Source organism: Brevundimonas sp. (genome assembly GCF_016463295.1).
Taxonomy (GTDB): Bacteria; Pseudomonadota; Alphaproteobacteria; order Caulobacterales; family Caulobacteraceae; genus Brevundimonas.
The window spans coordinates 1-21,413 of sequence record NZ_JAEMRO010000018.1 but is presented as its reverse complement, the minus strand read 5'-3'; the positions used below and the strand labels follow the sequence as shown (position 1 = coordinate 21,413).

The 21,413-nt window shown below is 65.8% G+C and carries 25 protein-coding genes and 1 tRNA gene; 5 read left to right on the top strand and 21 right to left on the bottom strand.

All coding sequences use genetic code 11. The annotated features are described in order from the left end of the window. From nuoG to JHC81_RS06170, 10 genes are read right to left on the bottom strand one after another with little or no spacing between them, the layout of a single operon-like run. A complete protein-coding gene (nuoG, locus tag JHC81_RS06215) occupies positions 1 to 2,046 on the bottom strand; it encodes an NADH-quinone oxidoreductase subunit NuoG (protein ID WP_292172121.1) in 2,046 nt (681 codons plus the stop codon). After that, the gene (locus JHC81_RS06210; RefSeq protein WP_292172118.1) at positions 2,046 to 2,441 is read right to left on the bottom strand and encodes a hypothetical protein; all 396 of its coding nucleotides are present in this window, start codon (positions 2,439 to 2,441) and stop codon (positions 2,046 to 2,048) included. Before JHC81_RS06210 ends, nuoG begins: the two co-directional genes overlap by 1 nt. Positions 2,442 to 2,444: 3 nt before the next feature. Further along, positions 2,445 to 3,758, bottom strand: a complete 1,314-nt coding sequence (gene nuoF / locus JHC81_RS06205; protein WP_292172115.1) for an NADH-quinone oxidoreductase subunit NuoF — start codon at positions 3,756 to 3,758, stop codon at positions 2,445 to 2,447. Positions 3,759 to 3,761: 3 nt separating this feature from the next. Then, positions 3,762 to 4,028: a hypothetical protein gene (locus JHC81_RS06200; RefSeq protein WP_292172113.1), complete on the bottom strand. Its 267-nt coding sequence runs from the start codon at positions 4,026 to 4,028 to the stop codon at positions 3,762 to 3,764. Beyond that, a complete protein-coding gene (gene nuoE, locus JHC81_RS06195; RefSeq protein ID WP_292172112.1) occupies positions 4,025 to 4,687 on the bottom strand; it encodes an NADH-quinone oxidoreductase subunit NuoE in 663 nt (220 codons plus the stop codon). Before nuoE ends, JHC81_RS06200 begins: the two co-directional genes overlap by 4 nt. Next, positions 4,687 to 4,875: a hypothetical protein gene (locus JHC81_RS06190; protein WP_292172109.1), complete on the bottom strand. Its 189-nt coding sequence runs from the start codon at positions 4,873 to 4,875 to the stop codon at positions 4,687 to 4,689. The genes nuoE and JHC81_RS06190 overlap by 1 nt, the downstream gene beginning before the upstream one ends. Then, positions 4,872 to 6,137: an NADH-quinone oxidoreductase subunit D gene (locus JHC81_RS06185; RefSeq protein ID WP_292172107.1), complete on the bottom strand. Its 1,266-nt coding sequence runs from the start codon at positions 6,135 to 6,137 to the stop codon at positions 4,872 to 4,874. Before JHC81_RS06185 ends, JHC81_RS06190 begins: the two co-directional genes overlap by 4 nt. After that, on the bottom strand, positions 6,134 to 6,739 hold the full coding sequence (locus JHC81_RS06180) for an NADH-quinone oxidoreductase subunit C (RefSeq protein ID WP_292172154.1): 606 nt from the start codon (positions 6,737 to 6,739) through the stop codon (positions 6,134 to 6,136). Before JHC81_RS06180 ends, JHC81_RS06185 begins: the two co-directional genes overlap by 4 nt. Positions 6,740 to 6,795: 56 nt before the next feature. Continuing rightward, entirely contained in the window at positions 6,796 to 7,413 is a 618-nt protein-coding gene (locus JHC81_RS06175) for an NADH-quinone oxidoreductase subunit B (protein ID WP_292172105.1), read from the bottom strand. Then, a complete protein-coding gene (locus JHC81_RS06170; RefSeq protein WP_292172103.1) occupies positions 7,383 to 7,760 on the bottom strand; it encodes an NADH-quinone oxidoreductase subunit A in 378 nt (125 codons plus the stop codon). The genes JHC81_RS06175 and JHC81_RS06170 overlap by 31 nt, the downstream gene beginning before the upstream one ends. 210 nt (positions 7,761 to 7,970) lie before the next feature. Between JHC81_RS06170 and JHC81_RS06165 the strand changes: the two genes are divergently transcribed. After that, positions 7,971 to 9,608, top strand: a complete 1,638-nt coding sequence (locus JHC81_RS06165) for an AbgT family transporter (RefSeq protein WP_292172101.1) — start codon at positions 7,971 to 7,973, stop codon at positions 9,606 to 9,608. A gap of 99 nt (positions 9,609 to 9,707) precedes the next feature. Continuing rightward, a tRNA-Asp gene (locus tag JHC81_RS06160) sits at positions 9,708 to 9,784 on the top strand. Positions 9,785 to 9,840: 56 nt separating this feature from the next. Here the strand turns inward: JHC81_RS06160 and JHC81_RS06155 are convergent. Further along, entirely contained in the window at positions 9,841 to 10,203 is a 363-nt protein-coding gene (locus JHC81_RS06155) for a hypothetical protein (RefSeq protein ID WP_292172099.1), read from the bottom strand. A gap of 239 nt (positions 10,204 to 10,442) precedes the next feature. Here JHC81_RS06155 and JHC81_RS06150 point away from each other — a divergent pair, with 239 nt between their 5' ends. The 3 genes from JHC81_RS06150 to JHC81_RS06140 all read left to right on the top strand — a co-directional run bounded on the left by JHC81_RS06150 (position 10,443) and on the right by JHC81_RS06140 (position 14,024). Beyond that, complete coding sequence (locus JHC81_RS06150) at positions 10,443 to 12,053, top strand: DEAD/DEAH box helicase (RefSeq protein ID WP_292172097.1); 1,611 nt, start codon at positions 10,443 to 10,445, stop codon at positions 12,051 to 12,053. 100 nt (positions 12,054 to 12,153) lie between these two features. Continuing rightward, complete coding sequence (locus JHC81_RS06145; RefSeq protein WP_292172095.1) at positions 12,154 to 13,209, top strand: GGDEF domain-containing protein; 1,056 nt, start codon at positions 12,154 to 12,156, stop codon at positions 13,207 to 13,209. A 32-nt stretch (positions 13,210 to 13,241) separates the two neighbouring features. Next, positions 13,242 to 14,024: a lysophospholipid acyltransferase family protein gene (locus tag JHC81_RS06140; protein ID WP_292172085.1), complete on the top strand. Its 783-nt coding sequence runs from the start codon at positions 13,242 to 13,244 to the stop codon at positions 14,022 to 14,024. Here the strand turns inward: JHC81_RS06140 and JHC81_RS06135 are convergent. The 10 genes from JHC81_RS06135 to JHC81_RS06090 form a co-directional block, all read right to left on the bottom strand. Then, positions 14,021 to 14,827 (bottom strand): MetQ/NlpA family ABC transporter substrate-binding protein, encoded by an 807-nt coding sequence (locus JHC81_RS06135; RefSeq protein ID WP_292172082.1) that lies wholly within the window; start codon positions 14,825 to 14,827, stop codon positions 14,021 to 14,023. The genes JHC81_RS06140 and JHC81_RS06135 overlap by 4 nt on opposite strands. Before the next feature lie 22 nt (positions 14,828 to 14,849). After that, positions 14,850 to 15,515 (bottom strand): methionine ABC transporter permease, encoded by a 666-nt coding sequence (locus tag JHC81_RS06130; RefSeq protein WP_292172079.1) that lies wholly within the window; start codon positions 15,513 to 15,515, stop codon positions 14,850 to 14,852. After that, positions 15,515 to 16,516, bottom strand: a complete 1,002-nt coding sequence (locus tag JHC81_RS06125) for a methionine ABC transporter ATP-binding protein (protein WP_292172076.1) — start codon at positions 16,514 to 16,516, stop codon at positions 15,515 to 15,517. Before JHC81_RS06125 ends, JHC81_RS06130 begins: the two co-directional genes overlap by 1 nt. Continuing rightward, positions 16,516 to 16,920, bottom strand: coding sequence for an iron-sulfur cluster assembly accessory protein (locus tag JHC81_RS06120; protein ID WP_292172073.1), 405 nt, complete (start codon positions 16,918 to 16,920; stop codon positions 16,516 to 16,518). Before JHC81_RS06120 ends, JHC81_RS06125 begins: the two co-directional genes overlap by 1 nt. Before the next feature lie 8 nt (positions 16,921 to 16,928). Next, complete coding sequence (locus tag JHC81_RS06115) at positions 16,929 to 17,321, bottom strand: SUF system Fe-S cluster assembly protein (RefSeq protein ID WP_292172070.1); 393 nt, start codon at positions 17,319 to 17,321, stop codon at positions 16,929 to 16,931. After that, positions 17,318 to 18,532 (bottom strand): cysteine desulfurase, encoded by a 1,215-nt coding sequence (locus tag JHC81_RS06110; RefSeq protein ID WP_292172067.1) that lies wholly within the window; start codon positions 18,530 to 18,532, stop codon positions 17,318 to 17,320. Before JHC81_RS06110 ends, JHC81_RS06115 begins: the two co-directional genes overlap by 4 nt. Before the next feature lie 128 nt (positions 18,533 to 18,660). After that, entirely contained in the window at positions 18,661 to 19,674 is a 1,014-nt protein-coding gene (gene sufD / locus JHC81_RS06105) for a Fe-S cluster assembly protein SufD (RefSeq protein WP_292172065.1), read from the bottom strand. A gap of 163 nt (positions 19,675 to 19,837) precedes the next feature. After that, the gene (sufC, locus tag JHC81_RS06100; RefSeq protein ID WP_292172062.1) at positions 19,838 to 20,587 is read right to left on the bottom strand and encodes a Fe-S cluster assembly ATPase SufC; all 750 of its coding nucleotides are present in this window, start codon (positions 20,585 to 20,587) and stop codon (positions 19,838 to 19,840) included. Positions 20,588 to 20,593: 6 nt separating this feature from the next. Further along, positions 20,594 to 21,007, bottom strand: coding sequence for a hypothetical protein (locus JHC81_RS06095; RefSeq protein WP_292172058.1), 414 nt, complete (start codon positions 21,005 to 21,007; stop codon positions 20,594 to 20,596). An 8-nt stretch (positions 21,008 to 21,015) separates the two neighbouring features. Further along, positions 21,016 to 21,413, bottom strand: a 398-nt coding sequence (locus JHC81_RS06090; protein WP_292172055.1) for a SufD family Fe-S cluster assembly protein, incomplete at its 5' end; no start/stop codon positions are given.

Sequence of the window (21,413 nt, the reverse complement as noted above, 5' to 3'; positions counted from 1 at the left end):
TTACTCCGCCGCCATCGCGACCGGGGCGATCCGCAGGGCGGACAGCTCGGCCATGGTCACGCTGGCGCGCGTGATCGGGTTGTTGAGATAGGGGTCGCGTACCGACGAGACAAAGACCACGTCGCCCAGGTCGCCCTTCGCACCCAGCCCGGCCACGTCGAACGACGCGGGTGCGGGCAGATAGTCGATGCGGCCGAAGGTCGGATGGTCCGCCATCAGCTTGCTGCGCAGGGCCTCCAGCGTGTCGTACGGCAGGGTCTGGCCGACCGCCGCCGACAGGGCGCGCAGGATGGCCCAGTCTTCCTTGGCCTGCCCCTTGGGGAAGACGACCCGTTCGGCCATCTGCACCCGGCCCTCGGTGTTCACATACAGGCCCGCCTTCTCGGTATAGGCCGCGCCGGGCAGGATGACGTCCGCCCCATGCGCGCCGCGGTCGCCGTGGCTGCCCAGGTAGACGCGGAAGGCGTCCGAACCCGTCGGATCGACCTCGTCGGCCCCCAGCAGGAACAGCACGTCTAGCGCGCCCGGCTTGACCATCGCGGCCACGCTCAGCCCGCCTTCACCCGGCACGAAGCCCATGTCCAGGCCTCCGACGCGCGCGGCGGCGGTGTGCAGGACGTTGAAGCCGTTCCAGCCTTCGGCAACCACGCCGACCTTCTGCGCCAGCGCGCCCAGGGCGTTCAGCACGGCCGAGCCCTTGTCGCCCGACACGGCCCCTGCCCCCACGATGATGGCGGGACGCTCGGCCTTGGTCAGCATGTCCATCGCCGCCTTGGGCAGCTTGGCCAGGGTCTTGGACCCCGCACCCAGATAGGCATAGTCGAATGTCAGATCGGCCTGCTCGCCGACCAGGGCGATCTCGGTCTTGCCGCCCAGCCAGGCCTTGCGCAGGCGGGCGTTCAGCAGCGGGGCCTCCGTCCGCGGATTGGCCCCGACAATCAGGATGGCGTCGGCGTTTTCGATACCGGCCAGGCCGCTGTTGAACAGCCAGCTCTCGCGCGGGCCATAGCCCAGGGCCGAACCCTCCTGACGGCAGTCGGTGTTGGCCGATCCCAGGGCGCGGAACAGATCCAGCGCCGCCTTCATCGATTCCGCGTCCTGCAGGTCGCCGGCCACGACGCCGATCCGGTTGGCCGGAGCGGCCTTCAGCTTGTCGGCCACGACGGCCAGCGCCTCGTCCCACGACGCCGCACGCAGGCGACCGTTCTCGCGCACATAGGGTTTGTCCAGGCGCTGACGTTGCAGGCCGTCGACGGCATAGCGGCTGATGTCCGACAGCCACTCCTCGTTGATGCCCTCGTTGACGCGCGGCAGAATGCGCATCACCTCGGCCCCCTTGGCGTCGGCGCGGATGTTGGAGCCCAGGGCATCCATGACGTCGATGGTCTCGGTCTTCTTCAGCTCCCACGGACGATAGTGGAACTGCCACGGGCGGTGGGTCAGGGCCCCGACGGGGCACAGGTCGTTGACGTTGCCCGACAGCTCGCTGTCGACCGCCTTTTCCAGATAGGTGGTGATCTCGGCATCCTCGCCGCGCGAGATCATGCCGATGTCCGGCACGCCCGCCACTTCGGTGACGAAGCGGACGCAGCGCGTGCATTGGATGCAGCGGGTCATATAGGTCTTGATCGTCGGACCCATGTTCTTTTCTTCGACCGCGCGCTTGTTCTCGGCATAGCGAGAACCGTCGCGGCCATAGCCCATGGCCTGGTCCTGCAGGTCGCACTCGCCGCCCTGGTCGCAGATCGGGCAGTCCAGCGGGTGGTTGATGAGCAGGAACTCCATCACCCCTTCGCGGGCCTTCTTCACCATCGGCGTGTCGGTGAAGATCTCCTGGTTCTCGGCGGCCGGCAGGGCGCACGACGCCTGGGGCTTCGGCGGTCCGGGCTTCACCTCGACCAGGCACATGCGGCAGTTGCCGGCGATCGACAGCCGCTCGTGATAGCAGAAACGCGGAATTTCGTGGCCGGCCTTCTCGGCGACCTGAAGCACGGTCATCCCGGGCTCGAACTCGGTTTCAACGCCGTTGACCTTGGCGATCGGCATCAGCGGGCCTCTTCTTGAGCAGCCGGAGCCGCCGGTACTATGGATGCGTCGACGGACACCTGTCCGACGTCTGTAGCAAGCTCGACACCGTTCGCGCCGACGGTGCAGGTCATGGTCTGGCGACCGCCGTCGACGGGCGCGCGCCAGGACATGGTGGCGGTGTTCGTCCCCGTGGCGCGGAACTGCACGGTGTCCCCCTCCTGTCCGGCCAGACGGCGCACGGCCTCGCGGCAAGCGGTCTGAAGATCGGCAGGGGTCGAGATGGTCGCCGCAGCGGTCATGGCCGGGGCCTCGGGCGCGACCGGCGCATCAGCCTTCGGCGCAGCCTTGTCCGTACCTTCACCGCAGGCGGCGAGGGCGACGACGGCCAGCGCTGATGCCAGGACCATCCGCATCGGCTATTCCGCCGCGATCGCATGGCCGGCGAAGTTCGCGCGGCGGCTGCGATAGGACGAGATGCGGTCTTCGATCTCGTGACGGAAATGGCGGATCAGTCCCTGGACCGGCCAGGCAGCGGCGTCGCCCAGGGCGCAGATCGTATGCCCTTCGATCTGGGTCGAAACCTCCAGCAGCATGTCGATCTCGGACGGATCGGCCTCGCCGATGGCCATCCGCTCCAGCACGCGCCACATCCAGCCCGTGCCCTCGCGGCACGGCGTGCACTGGCCACAGCTCTCATGCTTGTAGAAATAGCTGATACGGGCGATGGCGCGGACCAGATCGGTCGACTGATCCATGACGATCACCGCCGCCGTGCCCAGACCGGACTTCATCTCGCGCAAGCTGTCGAAGTCCATCAGTGCGACCTCGGACATTTCGCGCGTGATCAGAGGCACGGACGAGCCGCCCGGAATGATGGCCTTCAGATTGTCCCAGCCGCCGCGCACGCCGCCGCAATGATCCTCAAGCAGTTGCCGCAGGGGGATCGACATCACCTCCTCGACATTGCACGGGCGGTTCACGTGGCCTGAGATGCTCATGATCTTGGTCCCGGTGTTGTTCGGACGACCAAAGCCCGCGAACCACTCGGCGCCGCGACGCAGGATGGTGCCTACAACCGCGATCGACTCGACGTTGTTCACCGTGGTCGGGCAGCCGTACAGACCAGCCCCGGCCGGGAACGGCGGCTTCAGACGCGGCTGGCCCTTCTTGCCTTCCAGGCTCTCCAGCAGGGCCGTCTCTTCGCCGCAGATGTAGGCACCGGCACCGTGGTGGATATAGACGTCGAAGTCCCAGCCGTGGACGTTGTTCTTGCCGATCAGCTTCGCTTCGTAGGCCTGCTTGACCGCCGCCTCCATCCGCTCGCGCTCGAGCACATATTCGCCGCGCAGATAGATGTAGCAGGCGTGGGCCTGCATGGCGAAGGAGGCGATCAGGCAGCCTTCGATCAGCAGGTGGGGATCATGGCGCATGATCTCCCGGTCCTTGCAGGTCCCGGGCTCGGATTCGTCGGCGTTGACGACCAGATAGTGCGGCCGGTCCTTCACCTCCTTGGGCATGAAGGACCACTTCAGGCCGGTCGAGAAACCCGCGCCGCCGCGTCCGCGCAGGCCCGAGTTCTTGACGTTGGTGATGATCCAGTCACGCCCCAGGTCGAGCATGTCCTTGGTCGCATTCCATGCGCCGCGCGTCTTCGCCCCCTCCAGCGTCCAGTCCTGGAAGCCGTACAGGTTGGTGAAGATGCGATCCTTGTCTTCGAGGATTCCGACCATGGTTCAGTTCATCTCGCGCATGCGGCGGCGGTGATAGCGGGTACGAAGAAAAATGGCAGCGATCATCAGTGCCCAACCGGCCGCCAGGGCCGCATAGCCGCCCATCTGAACGGCCTGGCCCAGGTCACCCGCACGGCTGGAGGCGAAGACCGCGATGGCCCCGACGATCACCAGGCCAAAGCCGGCCAGACGCTGGCTACGACCCACGGCCCGCAGCTCCGCGCGATAGCGGGCGACGGCTTCGTCGGTGGACAGGTCTGGCCCATTCATGCCGGCACCGGCTTGCTGTTGGGCAGCGACTTGATCGGCTTGGCGGCCGAGCCGTCATAGAGTTTTGGATCCAGCAGCGTCTGGGCCCCGCCCTCGGGCTCAGAGCTGTGACGGCCGACGCGCGAGCCGGGCTTGGGCTTCTTGCCGGCGGCGAAATCGTCGATGATCTGGGCCATGGTCTCGGCGGTCAGGTCTTCGAAATAGTAGTCGTTGATCTGCGCCATCGGCGCATTGGCGCAGGCCCCCAGGCATTCCACTTCCTGCCAGGTGAAGCGGCCGTCGGCGCTCAGCGTGTCCTTGGGACCGATCTTGGACTTGCAGACGGCCATCAGATCGCCCGCCCCGCGCAGCATGCACGGCGTGGTGCCGCAAACCTGGATCAGGGCACTGGTGCCCACCGGCTCCAGCATGAACATGGTGTAGAAGGTCGCAACCTCCAGCACCCGGATATAGGGCATGCCCAGCAGCTCGCCGATGGCGCGGATGGCGGGCTCGGACACCCAGCCTTCCTGCTTCTGGACCAGCCACAGGATCGGGATCACCGCTGACTGGCGACGATCCGCCGGATATTTGGCGATCCACCAGTCGCATTTGGCCTTCGTCGCCTTGGAGAAGGCGAAGCTGTCAGGCTGAACTTTGGCGAGACGACGAACGGACATCAGACTTCCAGATTCGTGACGACCACACCGTCACCCAGCATCTTCTTGCGGATGTTCAGGATGCGGTGCTGGCCCTGACGGCGCAGCAGGATGTTGTGTTGATAGGTTTCGCCGCTGTAGTCGGTCGCGGAATAGGAGACGATCTCCCAGCCGGCGGCCACGGCATCGCTCAGAGGCTTGTCGCTCACCGGTCCACCTCACCGAACACGATATCCAGAGAGCCCAGGATGGCGCTGACGTCGGCCAGCATGTGGCCGCGGTTCATCCAGTCCATGGCCTGGAGCGAGCGGAAGCCCGGCGCCGAGATCTTGACGCGATAGGGTTTGTTGGTGCCGTCGGACACCAGATAGATGCCGAACTCGCCCTTGGGTGCCTCGACCGAGGCATAGACCTCGCCCTCGGGCGTCTTGAAGCCCTCGGTATACAGTTTGAAGTGATGGATCAGGGCTTCCATCGACCGCTTCATCTCGCCACGACGCGGCGGCACGACCTTGTTGTCTTCGGTCATCACCGGCTCGCCGGGGCAGTTGCGCAGGCGATGGATGCACTGCTCCATGATGTGCACCGACTGCTTCATCTCCTCGATGCGACACAGGTAGCGGTCCCAGCAGTCGCCGTTCTTGCCGACCGCGATGTCGAACTCCAGGTCGGCATAGCATTCGTACGGCTGCGACTTGCGCAGGTCCCACGGAATATCCGAGCCGCGCAGCATCACCCCGGTGAAGCCCCAGTCCAGGGCCTCCTGCTTGGACACCACGCCGATGTCGACGTTGCGCTGCTTGAAGATGCGGTTCTCGGTGACCAGGCTCTCGATGTCCTTCAGCGCGGCCGGGAATTCCTGGCACCAGCGTCCGATGTCGTCGATCAGGGCGGGCGGCAGGTCCTGATGGACGCCGCCGGGCCGGAAATAGTTGGCGTGCAGGCGCGCCCCACAGGCCCGCTCGTAGAAGACCATCAGCTTCTCGCGCTCCTCGAAGCCCCAGAGCGGCGGCGTCAGGGCCCCCACGTCCATGGCCTGGGTCGTCACGTTCAGCAGGTGCGAGAGGATGCGCCCGATCTCGGAATACAGCACCCGGATCAGCTGGGCCCGATACGGCACATCGATGCCCATCAGCTTTTCGATGGCCAGGCAGAAGGCATGCTCCTGGTTCATCGGCGACACATAGTCGAGACGGTCCAGGTACGGGATGTTCTGAAGGTAGGTCCGGGCCTCCATCAGCTTTTCGGTGCCGCGATGCAGCAGGCCAATATGCGGATCGACGCGCGTGACCAGCTCACCGTCCAGCTCCAGCACCAGACGCAGCACGCCGTGCGCGGCCGGGTGCTGGGGGCCGAAGTTGATCGTGAACTTGCGGTCGTCCAGCGCGCGCGCGTGGTCCGTGCGCCCGTCGTGAGGCTCGTCAAAGATGTCGGTCGCGCCGATCGGCGGTGGCAGGGCGGTGTCGGTCATGCCTTGCCTCCGGACGGCGCATTGCCCGCGACCGCCGCAGCCTGCGCGGCCTTTTCGTCGCCGGGCAGGATGTCGGTCGGATATTCCGCACCCTCCCAGGGCGACAGGAAGTCGAAGTTGCGGAACTCCTGCGTCAGCTTGACGGGCTCATAGACCACCCGCTTCTGCTCCTCGTCGTACCGGACCTCGACATAGCCCGTCATGGGGAAGTCCTTGCGCAGCGGATGCCCCTGAAAGCCATAGTCGGTCAGCAGGCGACGCAGATCGGGGTGACCCGAAAACAGCATGCCGTACATGTCGAACGCCTCGCGCTCGAACCAGTCGGCGCAAGGGAAGACGGAGATGACGCTAGGCACCGGCTGGACCTCGTCGGTCGTCACCTTGACCCGCACCCGCGCATTCCGCGTCATCGACAGCAGGTGATAGACGACCTCGAACCGTTCCTCGCGATCCGGGAAATCCACGCCGCAGATGTCCAACAGCTGATGAAAGCCGAACCGGTCCTTCAGCACCGTCAACACATTCACGATCGCATCGCGCTCGGCGATCAAAGTCAACTCGCCGAACGCCACCTGGGCCTGAACGCCCAGCTCGCCGACCATCTCCGCGCCCAGCGGCGTCAGGGTGGTCTCGATCTCCTGCAGTTTCGCCAGCGCGTTCATCGCTCGATCGTCCCCGTGCGCCGGATCTTCTTCTGCAGCTGCAACAGGCCGTACAGCAGCGCCTCCGCCGTCGGCGGGCACCCCGGCACATAGACGTCGACCGGCACAACCCGGTCGCAGCCGCGAACGACGCTGTAGCTGTAGTGATAATATCCGCCACCGTTGGCGCAGCTGCCCATCGACAGGACATACCGCGGGTCCGGCATCTGGTCGTAGACCTTGCGCAGGGCCGGGGCCATCTTGTTGGTCAGGGTGCCGGCGACGATCATCAGGTCCGACTGGCGCGGGCTGGCGCGCGGGGCCATGCCGAACCGCTCCATGTCGAAGCGCGGCATCGAAGCCTGCATCATCTCGACGGCACAGCAGGCCAGGCCGAACGTCATCCACATCAACGAGCCAGTGCGGGCCCAGTTGATCACGTCGTCCAGCGACGTCGTCAGAAACCCCTGCTCACCCAGTTCGGCGTTCACGGCCTCGAAGAACTTGTCATGGACAGCAGGGTCGTAGCCCTCGACCGACGAGCGCGCGCCGGTTCCGTACAGGTTGGTCGGCAACAGGCTGGTGGGGCCAGACGGGGGGGCGATCACTCCCATTCGAGAGCTCCCTTCTTCCATTCGTAGATGAAGCCCACGGTCAGCACGCCCAGGAAGACCATCATCGACCAGAAGGCGAAGATCATCTCGCCGCGCGCCAGATCGAACATCGACACAGCCCAGGGGAACAGGAAGGCCACTTCCAGGTCGAAGATGATGAACAGGATCGACACGAGATAGAACCGCACGTCGAACTTCATGCGCGCATCGTCGAAGGCGTTGAAGCCGCACTCATAGGCCGACAGCTTTTCGGAGTCGGGGTTCTTGGGGGCCAGCACCCAGGCCGCGATCATGAAACCGAGCCCAAGCACCGCCGCGATCCCGAGAAAGACCACGATCGGCAGATATTCGAGAAGATATGCATTCATCCGGAAGGGACCTCGTCCGCCACAGTGGGAGGGGCGGATTCGGCGCTTTCTAGACCCGGATGCGCCGAGGTTCAAACCCATGCGGCAAAAGGATTTTATTGAGAATGGTTCGCAGGGCTGATGGCGCAATTGTCAGATTGAAGATGCTTGCCATTCTCACAGCACTGCTTCCCTATGGCCGACTGATCAGGACACCCTTCGGAGCAGTTGATGGCCATTGGCACCCGAATTTTGAACGGCGTCGAGCGGATCGGCAACAAGCTGCCCGATCCCGTCTTTCTGTTTCTCTGGCTAATCCTCGGTCTGATCGCGCTCAGCCTCGTCGGCGCTGGGCTGGGCTGGTCGGCGGTCAACCCGGTGACGGGTGACACGCTTCAGGCCCAGAGCCTGCTGTCGCCCGAGAACCTTGAGCGTCTGTTCATCGGCATGCCGTCGACCCTGGCCGACTTTCCGCCGCTGGGGATCGTCATCACCATCATCTATGGCGCATCGGTCGCCGAGCGGACCGGCCTGTTCGGCACAGCCATTCGCGGGGCCCTGCTGAATGCGCCCAAATCCATTCTGACGCCGGTCGTCGTGATCACCGGCATGGTCTCGCACCATGCCTCGGACGCATCCTATGTCGTCGTGATCCCGCTGGCAGCCGTCATCTTCGCCGCGGCCGGTCGCCATCCCCTGGCCGGGCTGGCAGCTGGATTTGCCGCTGTCTCCGGCGGCTATGCCGGCAATCTGTTCCCCGGAGCCTCCGACGCCCTAATCCTCGGCATCACAGAGCCGGCCGCCCGACTGATCGACCCGTCCTATTCGGTGAACATCGCGGGCAACTGGTTCTTCATCGTCGGCGTGGTGGTCGTCTTCACGCCCATCATCTGGTTCCTGACCGACCGCATCATCGAGCCCCGCCTCGGAGCCTGGACGCCATCCGCGGCTGCCCCGGTGTCGGAGGCCGAGGCTGAGGAGAAGAAGGGCCTGACTCGCGAGGAGAAGCGGGGCCTTCTGTGGGCCGGTCTGGCTATCGTAGGCATGATCGGCTTGTGGACCCTTGTGACCTTCCTGCCCGGTTCGCCCTTCGTCGATCCGGAGGCCGAACCGGCCCAGCGGTTCAATCCGCTCTACAAGTCTCTGGTCGCCTTCTTCGCAACCACCTTCTTCCTGGCGGGCGGGGCCTATGGCGCGGGCGCAGGGACGGTGAAGAGCCACCGCGACATGGTGCGAATGATGGTCGAGGGGATCGCCCAACTGGCCCCCTATATCGTCCTGGCCTTCTTCGCCGCGCACTTTGTGGCCATGTTCAACTGGTCCGGACTGGGGCCGATCCTTGCAGTCAACGCGGCGGCGGGCCTGCAGACGCTCGACGTCCCTGCCCCCTTGCTGCTGATCGTCGTCCTGCTCGTGTCCTGCTTCTTCGACCTCTTCATCGGGTCAGCCTCGGCCAAGTGGTCGGCGCTGGCCCCCGTCGTAGTGCCGATGTTCATGCTGCTGGGCATCAGCCCCGAGATGACCACCGCCGCCTATCGCATGGGCGATTCGGTGACCAACATCGCCACGCCGCTGATGAGCTATTTCCCGCTGATCCTGGCCTTCGCCCAGCGTTGGGATCCCAAGTTCGGCCTCGGCTCGCTCATGTCCACCATGCTGCCCTATGCCGGGTGCTTCCTGCTGGCGGGTGTGCTGATGATCGCCGCCTGGGTCACCTTCGACCTGCCGCTCGGGCCGGGAGTCGGCGTCTATTATGAGTTGCCGGAGCCGGCTACTGCTTTGCAAGCACCGGCTGACGGCGGCATATCGGGCCCGGTTGCGCCGCCTGAAGCGGCGGCCGTCGCAGGTCCGGGGGTCGCATCGCGCTGATCGTGCGAATTCGGCGGAAGTGGCGCTTGACAGTGCGCCGCCCCCCCGCCTAAACGACGCCCCTCGCCGCGACGCAGACCAGCGCCGCGGCCGGGATACGCGGGTGTAGCTCAGTTGGTTAGAGTGCCGGCCTGTCACGCCGGAGGTCGCGGGTTCGAGCCCCGTCACTCGCGCCATTCCCTCTGAAATCTCTCAGGGAATGGCGCGTCTCCCCCTCATCGAAATGATGGACTTACTGGTCGCGCCCCGCGACCAGAACATTCTGTACGCGTCGGCCCAACGGATCGCTTGACTGCCAGGTGTGGCCGACATCGGCATCGACCATGGTCGTACAGAAGCGCGGGATCAGCATGTTGGGTCGAATATTGGTCAGACAGACCCGTTCGCCATTGACGGACCAGCGTGCCGAAATCCTGCGCCCGTCTGAGAACTGCGCGGAATAGGTGCCGTCACGGTTGAACCAGTGCTTGACCCAGCCGCCATCGGGATAGCGCGACACCACCGTATTGCTGAACACAGCATCCATGTCCGCCTGTGCCGGCATCGCGATCAGGCAGGCGACAGCCATGGTCGCTCCGGCAAGCATGCGCTGCATGTCGTCCCCTCTTAATTAGCCTTCCCTAACCCGAACATTACCGATCATTAATCGATTGCCAAGCGTGACTGCGGCGGCGCTGAATAGTTGACTATTTCGCATGGACTTCTATATGCGGCCCACGTTCGGGACAGGACTGGCGAATCCGCGCCGCCCGCTCGCCCAGAGACAGGGCGGTTCCGCGACATCGCACGATGACCCCGATGCGCGGGGCGTCCTTCTTTCAGTCCCAAGGACCTATGACCGAATTTTCCCAACTGGGCCTGTCGCCCATGACCCTGCAAGCGGTCGCCGATACCGGCTACACGACCGCCACCCCCATTCAGGCGCAAGCCATCCCGGTCGCCCTCGCCGGACGTGACGTTCTCGGCATCGCCCAGACCGGCACCGGCAAGACCGCCGCTTTCACCCTGCCCCTCGTCGAGCGCCTGTCCAGCGGCCGGGCCCGCGCCCGCATGCCGCGTGCCCTCGTCCTGGCCCCGACCCGCGAACTGGCCGACCAGGTGGCCGAGAGCTTCGCCAAATACGCCAAGGGCACCAAGCTGACCTGGGTCCTGCTGATCGGCGGTGTGTCGATGGGCGACCAGGTCGCGGCCCTGAACAAGGGCGTCGATGTGCTGATCGCCACGCCCGGTCGTCTGATCGACCTGTTCGAGCGCGGCAAGATGATGCTGAACGGCGTGGAGATCATGGTCGTCGACGAAGCCGACCGCATGCTGGACATGGGCTTCATCCCCGACATCGAAAAGATCTTCAAGCTGACGCCGCCCAAACGCCAGACCCTGTTCTTCTCGGCGACCATGCCGCCAGAGATCACGCGCCTGACCACCCAGTTCCTGAAAGACCCCACCCGGATCGAGGCGTCGCGCCCCGCCGCGACCGCCGACACCATCACCCAATATCTGGTCCGTCTTCCGTCCAGTGATCCGAAGATGAAACGCGCCGCCCTGCGCGCCCTGATAGGCCGTGCCGACGTGCGCAACGGCATCGTCTTCTGCAATCGCAAGTCTGAGGTCGACGTCGTCGCCAAATCGCTGAAGCAGCACGGTTTCGACGCCGCCCCGATCCATGGCGACCTGGACCAGTCCCTACGGACGAAGACGCTGGCGGACTTCCGCTCGGGGGCGTTGAAGCTGCTGGTGGCGTCCGACGTCGCCGCGCGCGGTCTGGACATTCCCGACGTCAGCCACGTCTTCAACTACGATGTCAGCCACCATGCCGACGACTATGTGCACCGCATCGGTCGTACGGGTCGCGCCGGCAAGCTCGGTCAGGCCTTCATGATCGTGACCCCGGCCGACGACAAGTCGCTCGACAAGGTCCTGAAGCTGATCAAGATGGACCCGCAGGAACTGGTTCTGGACCCCGCTGATCTGGGGGTTCCGGTGCGCTCACCCACGCGTACGGAGAAGTCTGCGCCTGCCGTCGACGCCGAAGCGCCCAAGGCCGGGCGCAGCCGCCGCAAGACGACCACCAAGGCGGCCGCTGCCGAAGGCGCAACGGAAGCCGCCGCGTCGATCGATCATGCAGCCTTGGCGGCAGAAAGCCAGACTGCCGTGGCCCCTGCCGAGAATGCCGAGAAGCCTGCCGACCGGTCCCGCAGCCGCCGCGGTCGCCGTAGCTCCAAACCGACCGAAGCCGCGCCGGTCGAGGATGGCCTCGAAATCGCCCCTGTCGAGGCCGTCGCCCCTGCCGCCTCAGCCGAGCGCCCGGCCCAGAAGGCCCATCTGCGCCAGTCCGATCGCCGGGGCCAGCAGGACGACAGCGAGCCACGCGCCTCGAACGGCCGTCCGTTCGGCGACAGCGAAATCCCTGCCTTCCTGCGCCGCCCTGTTTCACTGAAAAGCTGAACGATTTCGCACGCCGGTGACGCCGTTTAACCCGGCGTTACGGAAAAGCGGATAGCGTCCGCGACCAGATCGCAAAAGGCGACGAGTCGGGGACTGCTGAATGACGGCCAAGGTCGAAACCGCTCTCAGGGGTCCGCTAGCCTATGATCTGGCGCGGCGGGTGATCGAGGGCATGGAGGCCGCGTCCGTCTGGCCCAGCCCGCTGAACTTCGAGCTCTGGACCCACTATCTGGCCGACCCCGAAAGCGCTCTGGGCAAGGAGATCGCCCGCATGCTGGCCGCCGGCGAGCGCTTCACCGAAGCCACTGCCGACATGCTGGCCGCCGAATACCTGCCGCGCGGCCGCCTGACCGAGGAAATCCGCGACGCCGGGCGGGTGCTGGACCGCGAACTGTCCAGCGTCGCCGCCGCCATCTCCCAGGCCCATCAGACCCAGTCCGCCTATGGCAGGACGCTGGAGGGTGCCGCGACCAGTATGGAAGGGGCTGACGGCACGCCTGCCCTTCAGACCATCGTAACCAGCCTGACCACCGCCACGCGCCGCGTCCAGCGGGAGAACGTGACCCTCGAGAAGAAGCTCGAAACCTCGACCAAGGAGGTGGCCAAGCTGCGCGAGCATCTGGAGCAGGTGCGCCGCGACGCCATGACGGACGCCCTGACCAACCTGGCGAACCGCAAGGCCTTCGACGACCATCTGGAGGCCGCCTGCCGACAGTCCGAGGACATGGGCACGGCCCTGACCCTGGCGGTCCTCGATATCGACCACTTCAAGGCCTTCAACGACACTTGGGGCCACCAGACCGGCGATCAGGTCCTTCGCTACGTCGCCAGCGTCCTGGGCCGGGTGGCCAAGACGCCCCGCGTCGCGGCGCGCTATGGCGGCGAGGAGTTCGCCATGATCTTCCCGATGGAAAGCATGCCCCAGGTCGAAAGAGCCCTGGAAAGCATTCGCAAGGAAATCGGCTCGCGTGCCCTTCGTCGTCGCTCTACCAATGACGAACTGGGCACCGTCACTCTCTCCGCCGGCTTCGCGCACCGCCACATGGGCGAAACCGCCGTCAGCCTGCTGGAGCGGGCCGATGCCGCCCTCTATGTCTCCAAGCGCGAAGGCCGCGACCGCGTCACCTCGGCCGAACGTCTCGCAACAGCGGCCTAGCCGACGCGACGGGTTTCGGCTCTAGTCTCCCCATGCGCAGCTTCGCCTTTGCCCTCGCCTACTGGACCCTGTCGATCGGCTACGGCCTGACGGCCGCCTTTGCGGCCCTCGCGCCCGGACGCGGCGCGACCAGCTGGATCATCCGCCGCTATGTGAAGCGTATGGTTCAGGCCATGCGGTTGCTCGCGGGCATCAAGTTGCAGGTGCGCGGGCGCGAGCGACTGCCCGAGGGGGCCTTCATCATCGCCTCCAAACACCAAAGCTGGGGCGACGGCTTCGCTGTCTATGACCAGTTCGAGGATCTGGCGTTCGTCACTGGCGACCATCTGGAGAAGTTTCCCCTGCTGGGCACCGTCCTGCGCAAGCTGGGGGCCATCGTGGTCAACAATTGCGGGGGCCGCGAGGCTCGCGATGCCCTGAAACACCGCAGCGCCGACGCCCATGCGGCCGGGCGCAAGATCCTGATCTATCCCGAGGGCAATCTGGCCAAGGTCGGCGAGAAGTTCCGCTATCGCTCCGGCGTCTGGCACATGTACCGCGAATTCGACATGCCGGTCGTGCCGCTGGCCTCAAACCTGGGCCTGTTCTGGTCGCAGGAGGATTTCAGGAAGACACCGGGCCTGGCCACGATCGAATTCCTGGACCCGATCCCGACGGGCCTCGGCAAGGAAGAGTTCCTGGCGCGACTGGAAGCGGCCGTCGAGGACCGCACAGCAGAGCTGATTGCCGAGGCGACCGGTCGTCCGGTCACGCCTGCGGTGCGGGTGCTGGCGCCCGACGAAGTCCGCAAGGCGAAAGCGGCAGCGGCGGCTTAGGCCGCCGGGATCACTGCGCCGTCATACTTGCCTGTGATGTAGTCCTTCACCGCCTGGCTACGCAGCATGTCCGCCAGCGCCGCTATGCGCGGGTCGTTCCGGTTGTCGGACCGCGTCACCAGATAGTTGATGTAGGGGCTGTCTCCCCCCTCCAGCGACAGGGCGTCCGTACGGGGCTTCAGGCCCGCATCCAGCGCATAGTTGGTGTTGATCACCGCCAGATCGGCCTGATCGAGAATCCGCGGGATGGTCGCGGCCTCGACCTCGCGGAACGTGAAGCGACGCGGGTTGCCGGTGATATCGCGCACGGTCTGCAAGGGGTTGGCGGGGTCACGCAGGGTGATCAGACCGGCGCTCTGCAGCAGCAGCAGCGACCGACCTGTGTTCGAGGCATCATTGGGCAGGATGATCAGCGCACCGGCCGGCACCGACGCCAGATCACGATGCTTGCGCGAATAGACGCCCAGCGGCTCTACATGCACGCCCGCCACCGTCACCAGATCGGAGCCGCGCGCGGCGTTGAACTCGTCCAGATAGGGTTTGGTCTGGAAGTAGTTGGCGTCCAGCCGGCGCTCGGCCAGCTGGGTATTGGGCTGCACGTAGTCGTTGAAGACCTTGATCTCGATATTGGTGCCTTGGGCGGCCAGCAGCGGCTTGATGTGTTCCAGAATTTCCGCGTGCGGCACGGCGGTGGCCCCGACGACCAGCGGCGCATCCGGCCCCGCGGCCTTGTCCGCCCCCTGCCCGCACGCGCTGAGCGTGACGGCGGCAAGGGCGAGGGTCAGGAGGGAGCGACGCAGCATGGGTTTGGCCTTCTAAGCGGGATCAGCGGTGGGAAACGGTGGCGACCAGGCGGTCGCCCAGCATCTGAAGACCCTGCACGAGGACAAGCAGAAGCAGGACGGTCACGACCATGACATCGGTCTGAAAGCGTTGGTAGCCGAAACGGATGGCCAGATCGCCCAGCCCCCCGGCCCCGACGACACCGGCCATGGCCGTATAGCTGACCAGCGCGATGGCGGTGACGGTCGCGCCCGCGATCACGCCGGGCATGGCCTCGGGCAGCAGGGCCTTGGTGACGATCTGCCAGGTGGAGCCGCCCATGGCCTGGGTCGCCTCGACCACTCCCTTGTCGACCTCGCGCAGGGCCGTCTCGACCAGCCGCGCATAGAAGGGCGCGGCCCCGACCACCAGCGGCGGAATAGCCCCCGCCACGCCCAGCGAGGTCCCGACCAGCAGCACCGTCACCGGCAACATGACGATCAGCAGGATGATGAAGGGCACCGATCGCAGCACATTGACCACGAACGACAGCAGGCCATTCAGCACCGGATTGGCCGCCAGTCGCCCCTTGCCGGACAGGTACAGCAACACGCCCAACGGAATGCCGAACACCACGGTCAGAGCCATCGCCCCGCCGAGCATCAGCAGGGTGTCGATGGTCGCACGAACGATCTCAGACCAGTCGATATTAACGAAGAAGGTCTCCATCAGGCCGCCTCCCCCACCTGCTCGACGGTGACGCCGCGTGCCGTCAGCTGAGCCACCGCCGCCTCGGCGTCGCCACCGGTGAAGGCCACGACCAGCTGGCCATAGGGTTCGCCCCGGATACGGCTGATCCGACCCGACAGGATGGAGTAATCCACACCGACTGACCGCGCGACACGGCTGAGTTCGGGCTCATAGGTTGAGCCGCCCCGGAAGGTCAGCTTGGCCAGACGTCCCCCCGGCGGCACGGTCGTGGCGTCGAACGCCTCCTCGCCCTCGGCCAGCATGGCACGGGTCGCGGCATGGCGCGGATGCAGGAAAACATCGGCGGTCGCCCCCTCCTCCACCACACGGCCGTCCTTCAGCACTGCCACGCGATCGCACACCCGGCGCACCACCTCCATCTGGTGGGTGATCAGAACGATGGTCAGGTTCAGATCGCGGTTCAGCTGGTCCAACAGGGTCAGGATTTCATCCGTCGTCTCGGGGTCCAGCGCACTGGTCGCCTCGTCGCACAGCAGGACCCCCGGCTCACAGGCCAGGGCGCGGGCGATGCCGACGCGCTGCTTCTGGCCGCCGGAGAGTTGCGCGGGATGCTTCTTCGCATGCTCCGCCAGACCCAGCTGATCCAGCAGCGCCGCCACCCGACGGTCCACCTCCGCCGACGGCCGCCCCTCCAGCCGCAGCGGAAAGGCCACGTTCTCGGCGATCGTCTTGGCGTTCAGCAGGTTGAAATGCTGAAAGATCATGCCGATCCGGCGACGCGCGGCCCTCAGATCGGCGGGCGACAGGGCCGTCATGTCCTGACCATCGACGACGACACGCCCGGCATCCGGGCGTTCCAGCAGATTGATCGTCCGGATCAGGGTCGATTTGCCCGCGCCCGACCGCCCGACCACGCCGAACACCTGACCGGCCTCGACCGTCAAATCGACCGCGTCCAGCGCCACGCGCTCGCCCGCTGCGCTCTGGAAGCGCCGGGTCACCCCCTCGAGCTGGATCATCAGTCGGCTTGCTCTTCGGTTTCGACGGCCTTGACCGGAACGATGGTAACACTCTCGCCGCAGCCGCAGGCATCGGTCTGGTTCGGGTTCCGGAAGACGAATTTGGACGCCAGTTTGGTGGTCTCGTAATCGATCTCCGACCCGATCAGGAACAGGATCGCCTTGGGATCGACGACAACGGTGGCACCCTTGTCGGTCACGACCTCGTCCAGCGGCCCGATCTCGTCAGCGAAGGCGAAGGTGTACTCCTGCCCCGCGCAGCCCGCATTCTTCAGCCCGACGCGCAGCGCCTTGTGTCCGCCGGCCTCGGTCAAGGCGCGCACCCGCTCGGCTGCAGCATCGGTCAGGGTGACGACGGCGGGGCGCGGACGGCGCGGACGTGTTGTGGTCTGAAGTTCGCTCATGACATCCCTCAGAACATGTTCAAGGCCATCTTGGCCTCGTCGCTCATCTTCGACGCATCCCAGGGCGGGTCGAAGGTCAGGTCGGCGGTGGCGGACTTGATGCCTTCGACCTTCATCACCGCCTGCTCGACCCAGATGGGCATCTCGCCCGCGACCGGACAGCCTGGGGCCGTCAGCGTCATCTCGATCCGGGCGTCGAAATCGTCCGACAGATCGACTTTGTAGATCAGGCCCAGCTCATAGATGTCGACCGGGATTTCCGGGTCGAACACCGTCTTCAGCGCCGCGATGATGTCTTCGGTCAGCCGGTCCAGTTCGGCAGGCGTGATGGCTCCGCTGGCCACGGCCGCGCCGCGTCCACCGTCGTCATCCTTGCCCAACAGGGTCGTGTCGTCACTCATGCAAAGAACTCGCGGGCCTTGATCAGGGCGTCGGCAAAGGCGTCGGCGTCCTCGATTGTGTTATATAGGGCGAAGCTGGCGCGCGCGCTCGAGGTCAGGCCAAATCGGCGCGACAAAGGCTCGGCACAGTGCAGCCCGGCACGGACCGCCACGCCATAGCGGTCCATGATCTGGGCGATGTCGTGGGCGTGGGCCCCCTCGACCGTGAAGGTGAAGATCGCGCCCTTCCCTTCCGTCGTGCCGATCTCCGTCAGCCAGTCGCGGCCCTCCAAGCGGACGCGGACATGCGCCAGCAGGGCCTGTTCGTGCGCCGCGACCGCTGTAGCATCAAACCCCGACAGCCATTCCAGTGCCGCCCCCAGGCCGATGGCCTCCAGGATCGGCGGTGTCCCCGCCTCGAACCGGTGCGGAATGCCGGCATAGGTCACCGCGTCCTCAGTGACGGTAGCGATCATCTCGCCGCCGCCCTGATAGGGAGGCAGGGCCTCCAGTGCGGACCGCTTGCCATACAGCCCGCCGATACCGCTCGGCCCAAACAGCTTGTGGCCCGTGAAGACGTAGAAATCGGCATCCAGCGCCTGGACGTCGGGGCTGCAATGCACCGCCCCCTGGCACCCGTCGACCAGCACCAGTGCACCCGCAGCATGGACCAGATCGGCGATGACGCGCACGTCGTTCACCGTGCCCAGCACGTTCGACATGTGCGTGACGGCCACCAGCTTCGTACGCGGCCCGATCAGCTCGGCCAGTGCCGCCATGTCCAGCGACCCATCATCCAGAACCGGTGCCCATTTCAGGACCAGGCCTTTGGCTTCACGCAGCATGTGCCAGGGCACGATGTTGGCGTGGTGCTCCATCTGGGTGACGACGATCTCGTCGCCGGCCTGCAGCGACTGGCCCAGTCCGGCTGCGACCAGATTGATCGCCTCGGTTCCGCCCTTGGTCCAGACGATCTGGTCGGCGCTCTCGGCGTTCAGGAAGCGGGCGACCGTCTCGCGCGCCGCCTCGAACGCCTCGGTCGTTTCATTGGCCAGGGTGTGAAGGCCGCGGTGGACGTTGGCGTAAGAGCCCTCCATCGCCGCCGTCATCGCATCGATCACCGCGCGCGGCTTCTGCGCCGACGCGGCCGAGTCCAGATAGACCAGCGGCTTGCCGTTCACGGTCCGCGACAGGATCGGACACTGGGCCCGGGCAGCATAGGGGTCGAACATTCCTCCCCCGTCGGGGGAGGGGGACCACGAAGTGGTGGAGGGGGCCAGCCGCGACGAGGGTGTCTGGAGCGAGCCCCCTCCGTCTCCTCCGCTGCGCTTCGGAGCCACCTCCCCCGACGGGTGAGGATTTAGAGTCGTGCCGTCAGCCATGACCTCACCACCTCTCTCGCACCCTCATGGTCGATGCGATCCACGACCTCGAACAGGAAGGCCTGCGTCAGCAGGGCCCGTGCCTCGTCCGCCGGAATGCCGCGCTGCTGCATGTAGAACAGGGCGCTCTCGTCCAGATTGCCGACCGTATTGCCGTGTGCGCACTGCACGTCGTCGGCATAGATCTCCAGCTCGGGCTTGGCGTCCACCTCGGCCCGTTCGCCGAGGATCAGGGCGTGATGCCCCATCCGCGCGTCGGTGCCATCCGCCCCGCGCTCGACGACGATCTTGCCCTGGAACACGCCGCGCGCGGTGTCGCGCACGACGCCCTTGGTCAGTTGCGAGGTGACGCCGTTCAGGCCACCGTGGCGGACGACGCTGGTCAGGTCGGCGTGGCGCTCCCCGGACAGGGCGTAGAGACCGTCCAGCAGGACATCGGCCCCCTCGCCGCCGTGGATCAGCCGTGTCTCCTGGCGCTGCAACCGCGCCCCGCCCGTGATCGTCGTCTGGCGATAGCGACCACCCGGTGCCACGCGGACATCGATCTCGGTCAGGGAGATGGCGTCATGCGGCTCATCGACCAGGACGATCCGGGTCACCTCGGCACCGCTGGCGACGTCGATGTCCAGGCGATTGTGGGCGACATAGGCCGAGCCGGAGCCCTCATGCGTTTCCAGCAGCAGCAGCCTGGCACCCGGCCGCGCCACGACCCGGGCCGAGGCGGTATGTCCGGTCTCGGTGGCATTGGAGATGAAGCGCAGCCGCAGCGTCTGTTCGCCCGACGCGAGGAAGTCCGTCACCCCGACCGCGCGCCCGTTGCCGAACACGATCGCATCCCCGCCTATTTCATAGAAGGGTCCGGGCGGTCCAACCGTAGTGGTGGGCGACGGCGCAGGCGCGTCGCGCAGCACTCGGCGCATGTCGGTGTATTTCCACGCCTCGACCCGCCGCGACGGGAAGGTCGAAGGGTCGGAAAGATTCAACGCGCTCACGCCCTTCTCCCCTTGCGGGAGAAGGTGGCAGCCGAAGGCTGACGGATGAGGGGTCGCACAGGCCTGTCGAAATGGATTTCAGAGCGCCCACCGGTCCCGCCGGTGCGACCCCTCATCCGACCCGCTGCGCGGGCCACCTTCTCCCACAAGGGGAGAAGGATCATCAAGCGGCCACCGGCAGATACTTGTCGTACCCTTCCGCCTCCAGCTGATGCGCCAGCTCCGGCCCACCCGAGGCCACGATGCGCCCTCCGGCCAGCACATGCACCCGATCGGGTTTGATATAGTCCAGCAGCCGCTGATAGTGGGTGATGACCAGCATGGCGCGGTCGGGGCTGCGCAGGGCATTCACCCCCTCCGACACGATCCGCAGGGCGTCGATGTCCAGGCCCGAATCCGTCTCGTCGAGGATCAGCAACGACGGCTCCAGCAGGGCCATCTGCAGGATTTCCATCCGCTTCTTCTCGCCGCCGGAGAAGCCGACGTTCAGCGGCCGCTTCAGCATGTCGAAGTCCATCTTCAGCGCCCCCGACGCCGCCTTGACCATCTTCAGGAAGGCGGGCGCCGAGACCTCGTCCTCGCCCCGCGCGCGCTTCTGGGCGTTCAGCGCCGTGCGCACGAAGGTCAGGGCCGGGACGCCGGGAATCTCGATCGGATACTGGAATGACAGGAAGACGCCCTTCGCCGCCCGCTCGGCGGGCTCGAGGTCCAGCAGGTCCTGGCCCTGCCACGACACGGAGCCTTCGGTCGCCTCATAGCCGGGCCGTCCCGACAGGGCATAGCCCAGCGTCGACTTGCCGGCCCCGTTCGGCCCCATGATGGCGTGCACCTCGCCCGCCGGAACATCGAGCGTGAGGCCCTTAAGGATTGGCTTATCGCCGATGGAGATGTGGAGATTTTGGATAGAGAGCATTAGATTTCAGTCGATCGGCGAAATGGATGATTGAACTTCAAAGCGGGCGACACCGGCGTCAGCTAATCGAACAAATGCTGTCCGTTGACCCTGCAACTCCACCGCTGCGCCGCCTCCCAGCAGGCTGACAATGGTCGCCAAATTTGCCCGATCTGCATCAGAACAGGAACGGCCGCGTGGTTGCTGTTCAACGAGCGTCGCCCCACCTCGCTGTTGAAACGCCGCATAAAAATGTTCGCATGCGGCGTCGAGGTTGATGTGCACGTTGACGTCTGTGACTGTGATCCAGACGTTGGATTCCGGAATTGGAGCGGCATTCAACTCCACCAACCGACCGTGAAATCGCTCGTTTTCCACTTCCGATCCGCCTCGCTTGTCGGCCTGGCAGCCCGCGAGCGATAGAGCAGCGACTGCCGCCACTGCGGCCCTCACCCCACGCTCCCTTCCAGACTGATCGCCACCAGCTTCTGCGCCTCGACGGCGAACTCCATCGGCAGTTTCTGCATCACGTCGCGGACGAAGCCGTTGACCAGCAGGGCCACGGCCTCCTCCTGCGACAGGCCGCGCTGCTGGGCGTAGAACAGCTGGTCGTCCGACAGGCGGGTCGTCGTCGCCTCGTGCTCCAGCTGGGCCGAGCCGTTGCGGGCCTCGATATAGGGCACGGTGTGGCTGCCGCAGTCGCCCCCGATCAGCAGGCTGTCGCACTGGGTGAAGTTGCGCACCCCCGTCGCCTTGGGATGCACCGAGACCAGTCCGCGATAGGTCGAGTCCGACTTGCCCGCCGAGACCGCCTTGGCGATGATCCGGCTCTTCGAGTTCTTGCCCA

What these genes read in the sequence shown, in the direction of transcription:
- JHC81_RS06165 (WP_292172101.1), top strand. Translation starts at nt 7,971, where the DNA reads ATGGCCATTGGCACCCGAATTTTGAACGGCGTCGAGCGGATCGGCAAC.
- JHC81_RS06130 (WP_292172079.1), bottom strand. Translation starts at nt 15,515, where the DNA reads ATGGAGACCTTCTTCGTTAATATCGACTGGTCTGAGATCGTTCGTGCG.
- JHC81_RS06175 (WP_292172105.1), bottom strand. Translation starts at nt 7,413, where the DNA reads ATGGAAGAAGGGAGCTCTCGAATGGGAGTGATCGCCCCCCCGTCTGGC.
- sufC (WP_292172062.1), bottom strand. Translation starts at nt 20,587, where the DNA reads ATGCTCTCTATCCAAAATCTCCACATCTCCATCGGCGATAAGCCAATC.
- nuoF (WP_292172115.1), bottom strand. Translation starts at nt 3,758, where the DNA reads ATGGTCGGAATCCTCGAAGACAAGGATCGCATCTTCACCAACCTGTAC.
- nuoE (WP_292172112.1), bottom strand. Translation starts at nt 4,687, where the DNA reads ATGTCCGTTCGTCGTCTCGCCAAAGTTCAGCCTGACAGCTTCGCCTTC.
- JHC81_RS06145 (WP_292172095.1), top strand. Translation starts at nt 12,154, where the DNA reads ATGACGGCCAAGGTCGAAACCGCTCTCAGGGGTCCGCTAGCCTATGAT.
- JHC81_RS06210 (WP_292172118.1), bottom strand. Translation starts at nt 2,441, where the DNA reads ATGCGGATGGTCCTGGCATCAGCGCTGGCCGTCGTCGCCCTCGCCGCC.
- JHC81_RS06140 (WP_292172085.1), top strand. Translation starts at nt 13,242, where the DNA reads ATGCGCAGCTTCGCCTTTGCCCTCGCCTACTGGACCCTGTCGATCGGC.
- JHC81_RS06120 (WP_292172073.1), bottom strand. Translation starts at nt 16,920, where the DNA reads ATGAGCGAACTTCAGACCACAACACGTCCGCGCCGTCCGCGCCCCGCC.
- JHC81_RS06155 (WP_292172099.1), bottom strand. Translation starts at nt 10,203, where the DNA reads ATGCAGCGCATGCTTGCCGGAGCGACCATGGCTGTCGCCTGCCTGATC.
- nuoG (WP_292172121.1), bottom strand. Translation starts at nt 2,046, where the DNA reads ATGCCGATCGCCAAGGTCAACGGCGTTGAAACCGAGTTCGAGCCCGGG.
- JHC81_RS06110 (WP_292172067.1), bottom strand. Translation starts at nt 18,532, where the DNA reads ATGTTCGACCCCTATGCTGCCCGGGCCCAGTGTCCGATCCTGTCGCGG.
- JHC81_RS06200 (WP_292172113.1), bottom strand. Translation starts at nt 4,028, where the DNA reads ATGAATGGGCCAGACCTGTCCACCGACGAAGCCGTCGCCCGCTATCGC.
- JHC81_RS06180 (WP_292172154.1), bottom strand. Translation starts at nt 6,739, where the DNA reads ATGGTCGGCGAGCTGGGCGTTCAGGCCCAGGTGGCGTTCGGCGAGTTG.
- JHC81_RS06135 (WP_292172082.1), bottom strand. Translation starts at nt 14,827, where the DNA reads ATGCTGCGTCGCTCCCTCCTGACCCTCGCCCTTGCCGCCGTCACGCTC.
- JHC81_RS06115 (WP_292172070.1), bottom strand. Translation starts at nt 17,321, where the DNA reads ATGAGTGACGACACGACCCTGTTGGGCAAGGATGACGACGGTGGACGC.
- JHC81_RS06125 (WP_292172076.1), bottom strand. Translation starts at nt 16,516, where the DNA reads ATGATCCAGCTCGAGGGGGTGACCCGGCGCTTCCAGAGCGCAGCGGGC.
- JHC81_RS06150 (WP_292172097.1), top strand. Translation starts at nt 10,443, where the DNA reads ATGACCGAATTTTCCCAACTGGGCCTGTCGCCCATGACCCTGCAAGCG.
- JHC81_RS06185 (WP_292172107.1), bottom strand. Translation starts at nt 6,137, where the DNA reads ATGACCGACACCGCCCTGCCACCGCCGATCGGCGCGACCGACATCTTT.
- JHC81_RS06170 (WP_292172103.1), bottom strand. Translation starts at nt 7,760, where the DNA reads ATGAATGCATATCTTCTCGAATATCTGCCGATCGTGGTCTTTCTCGGG.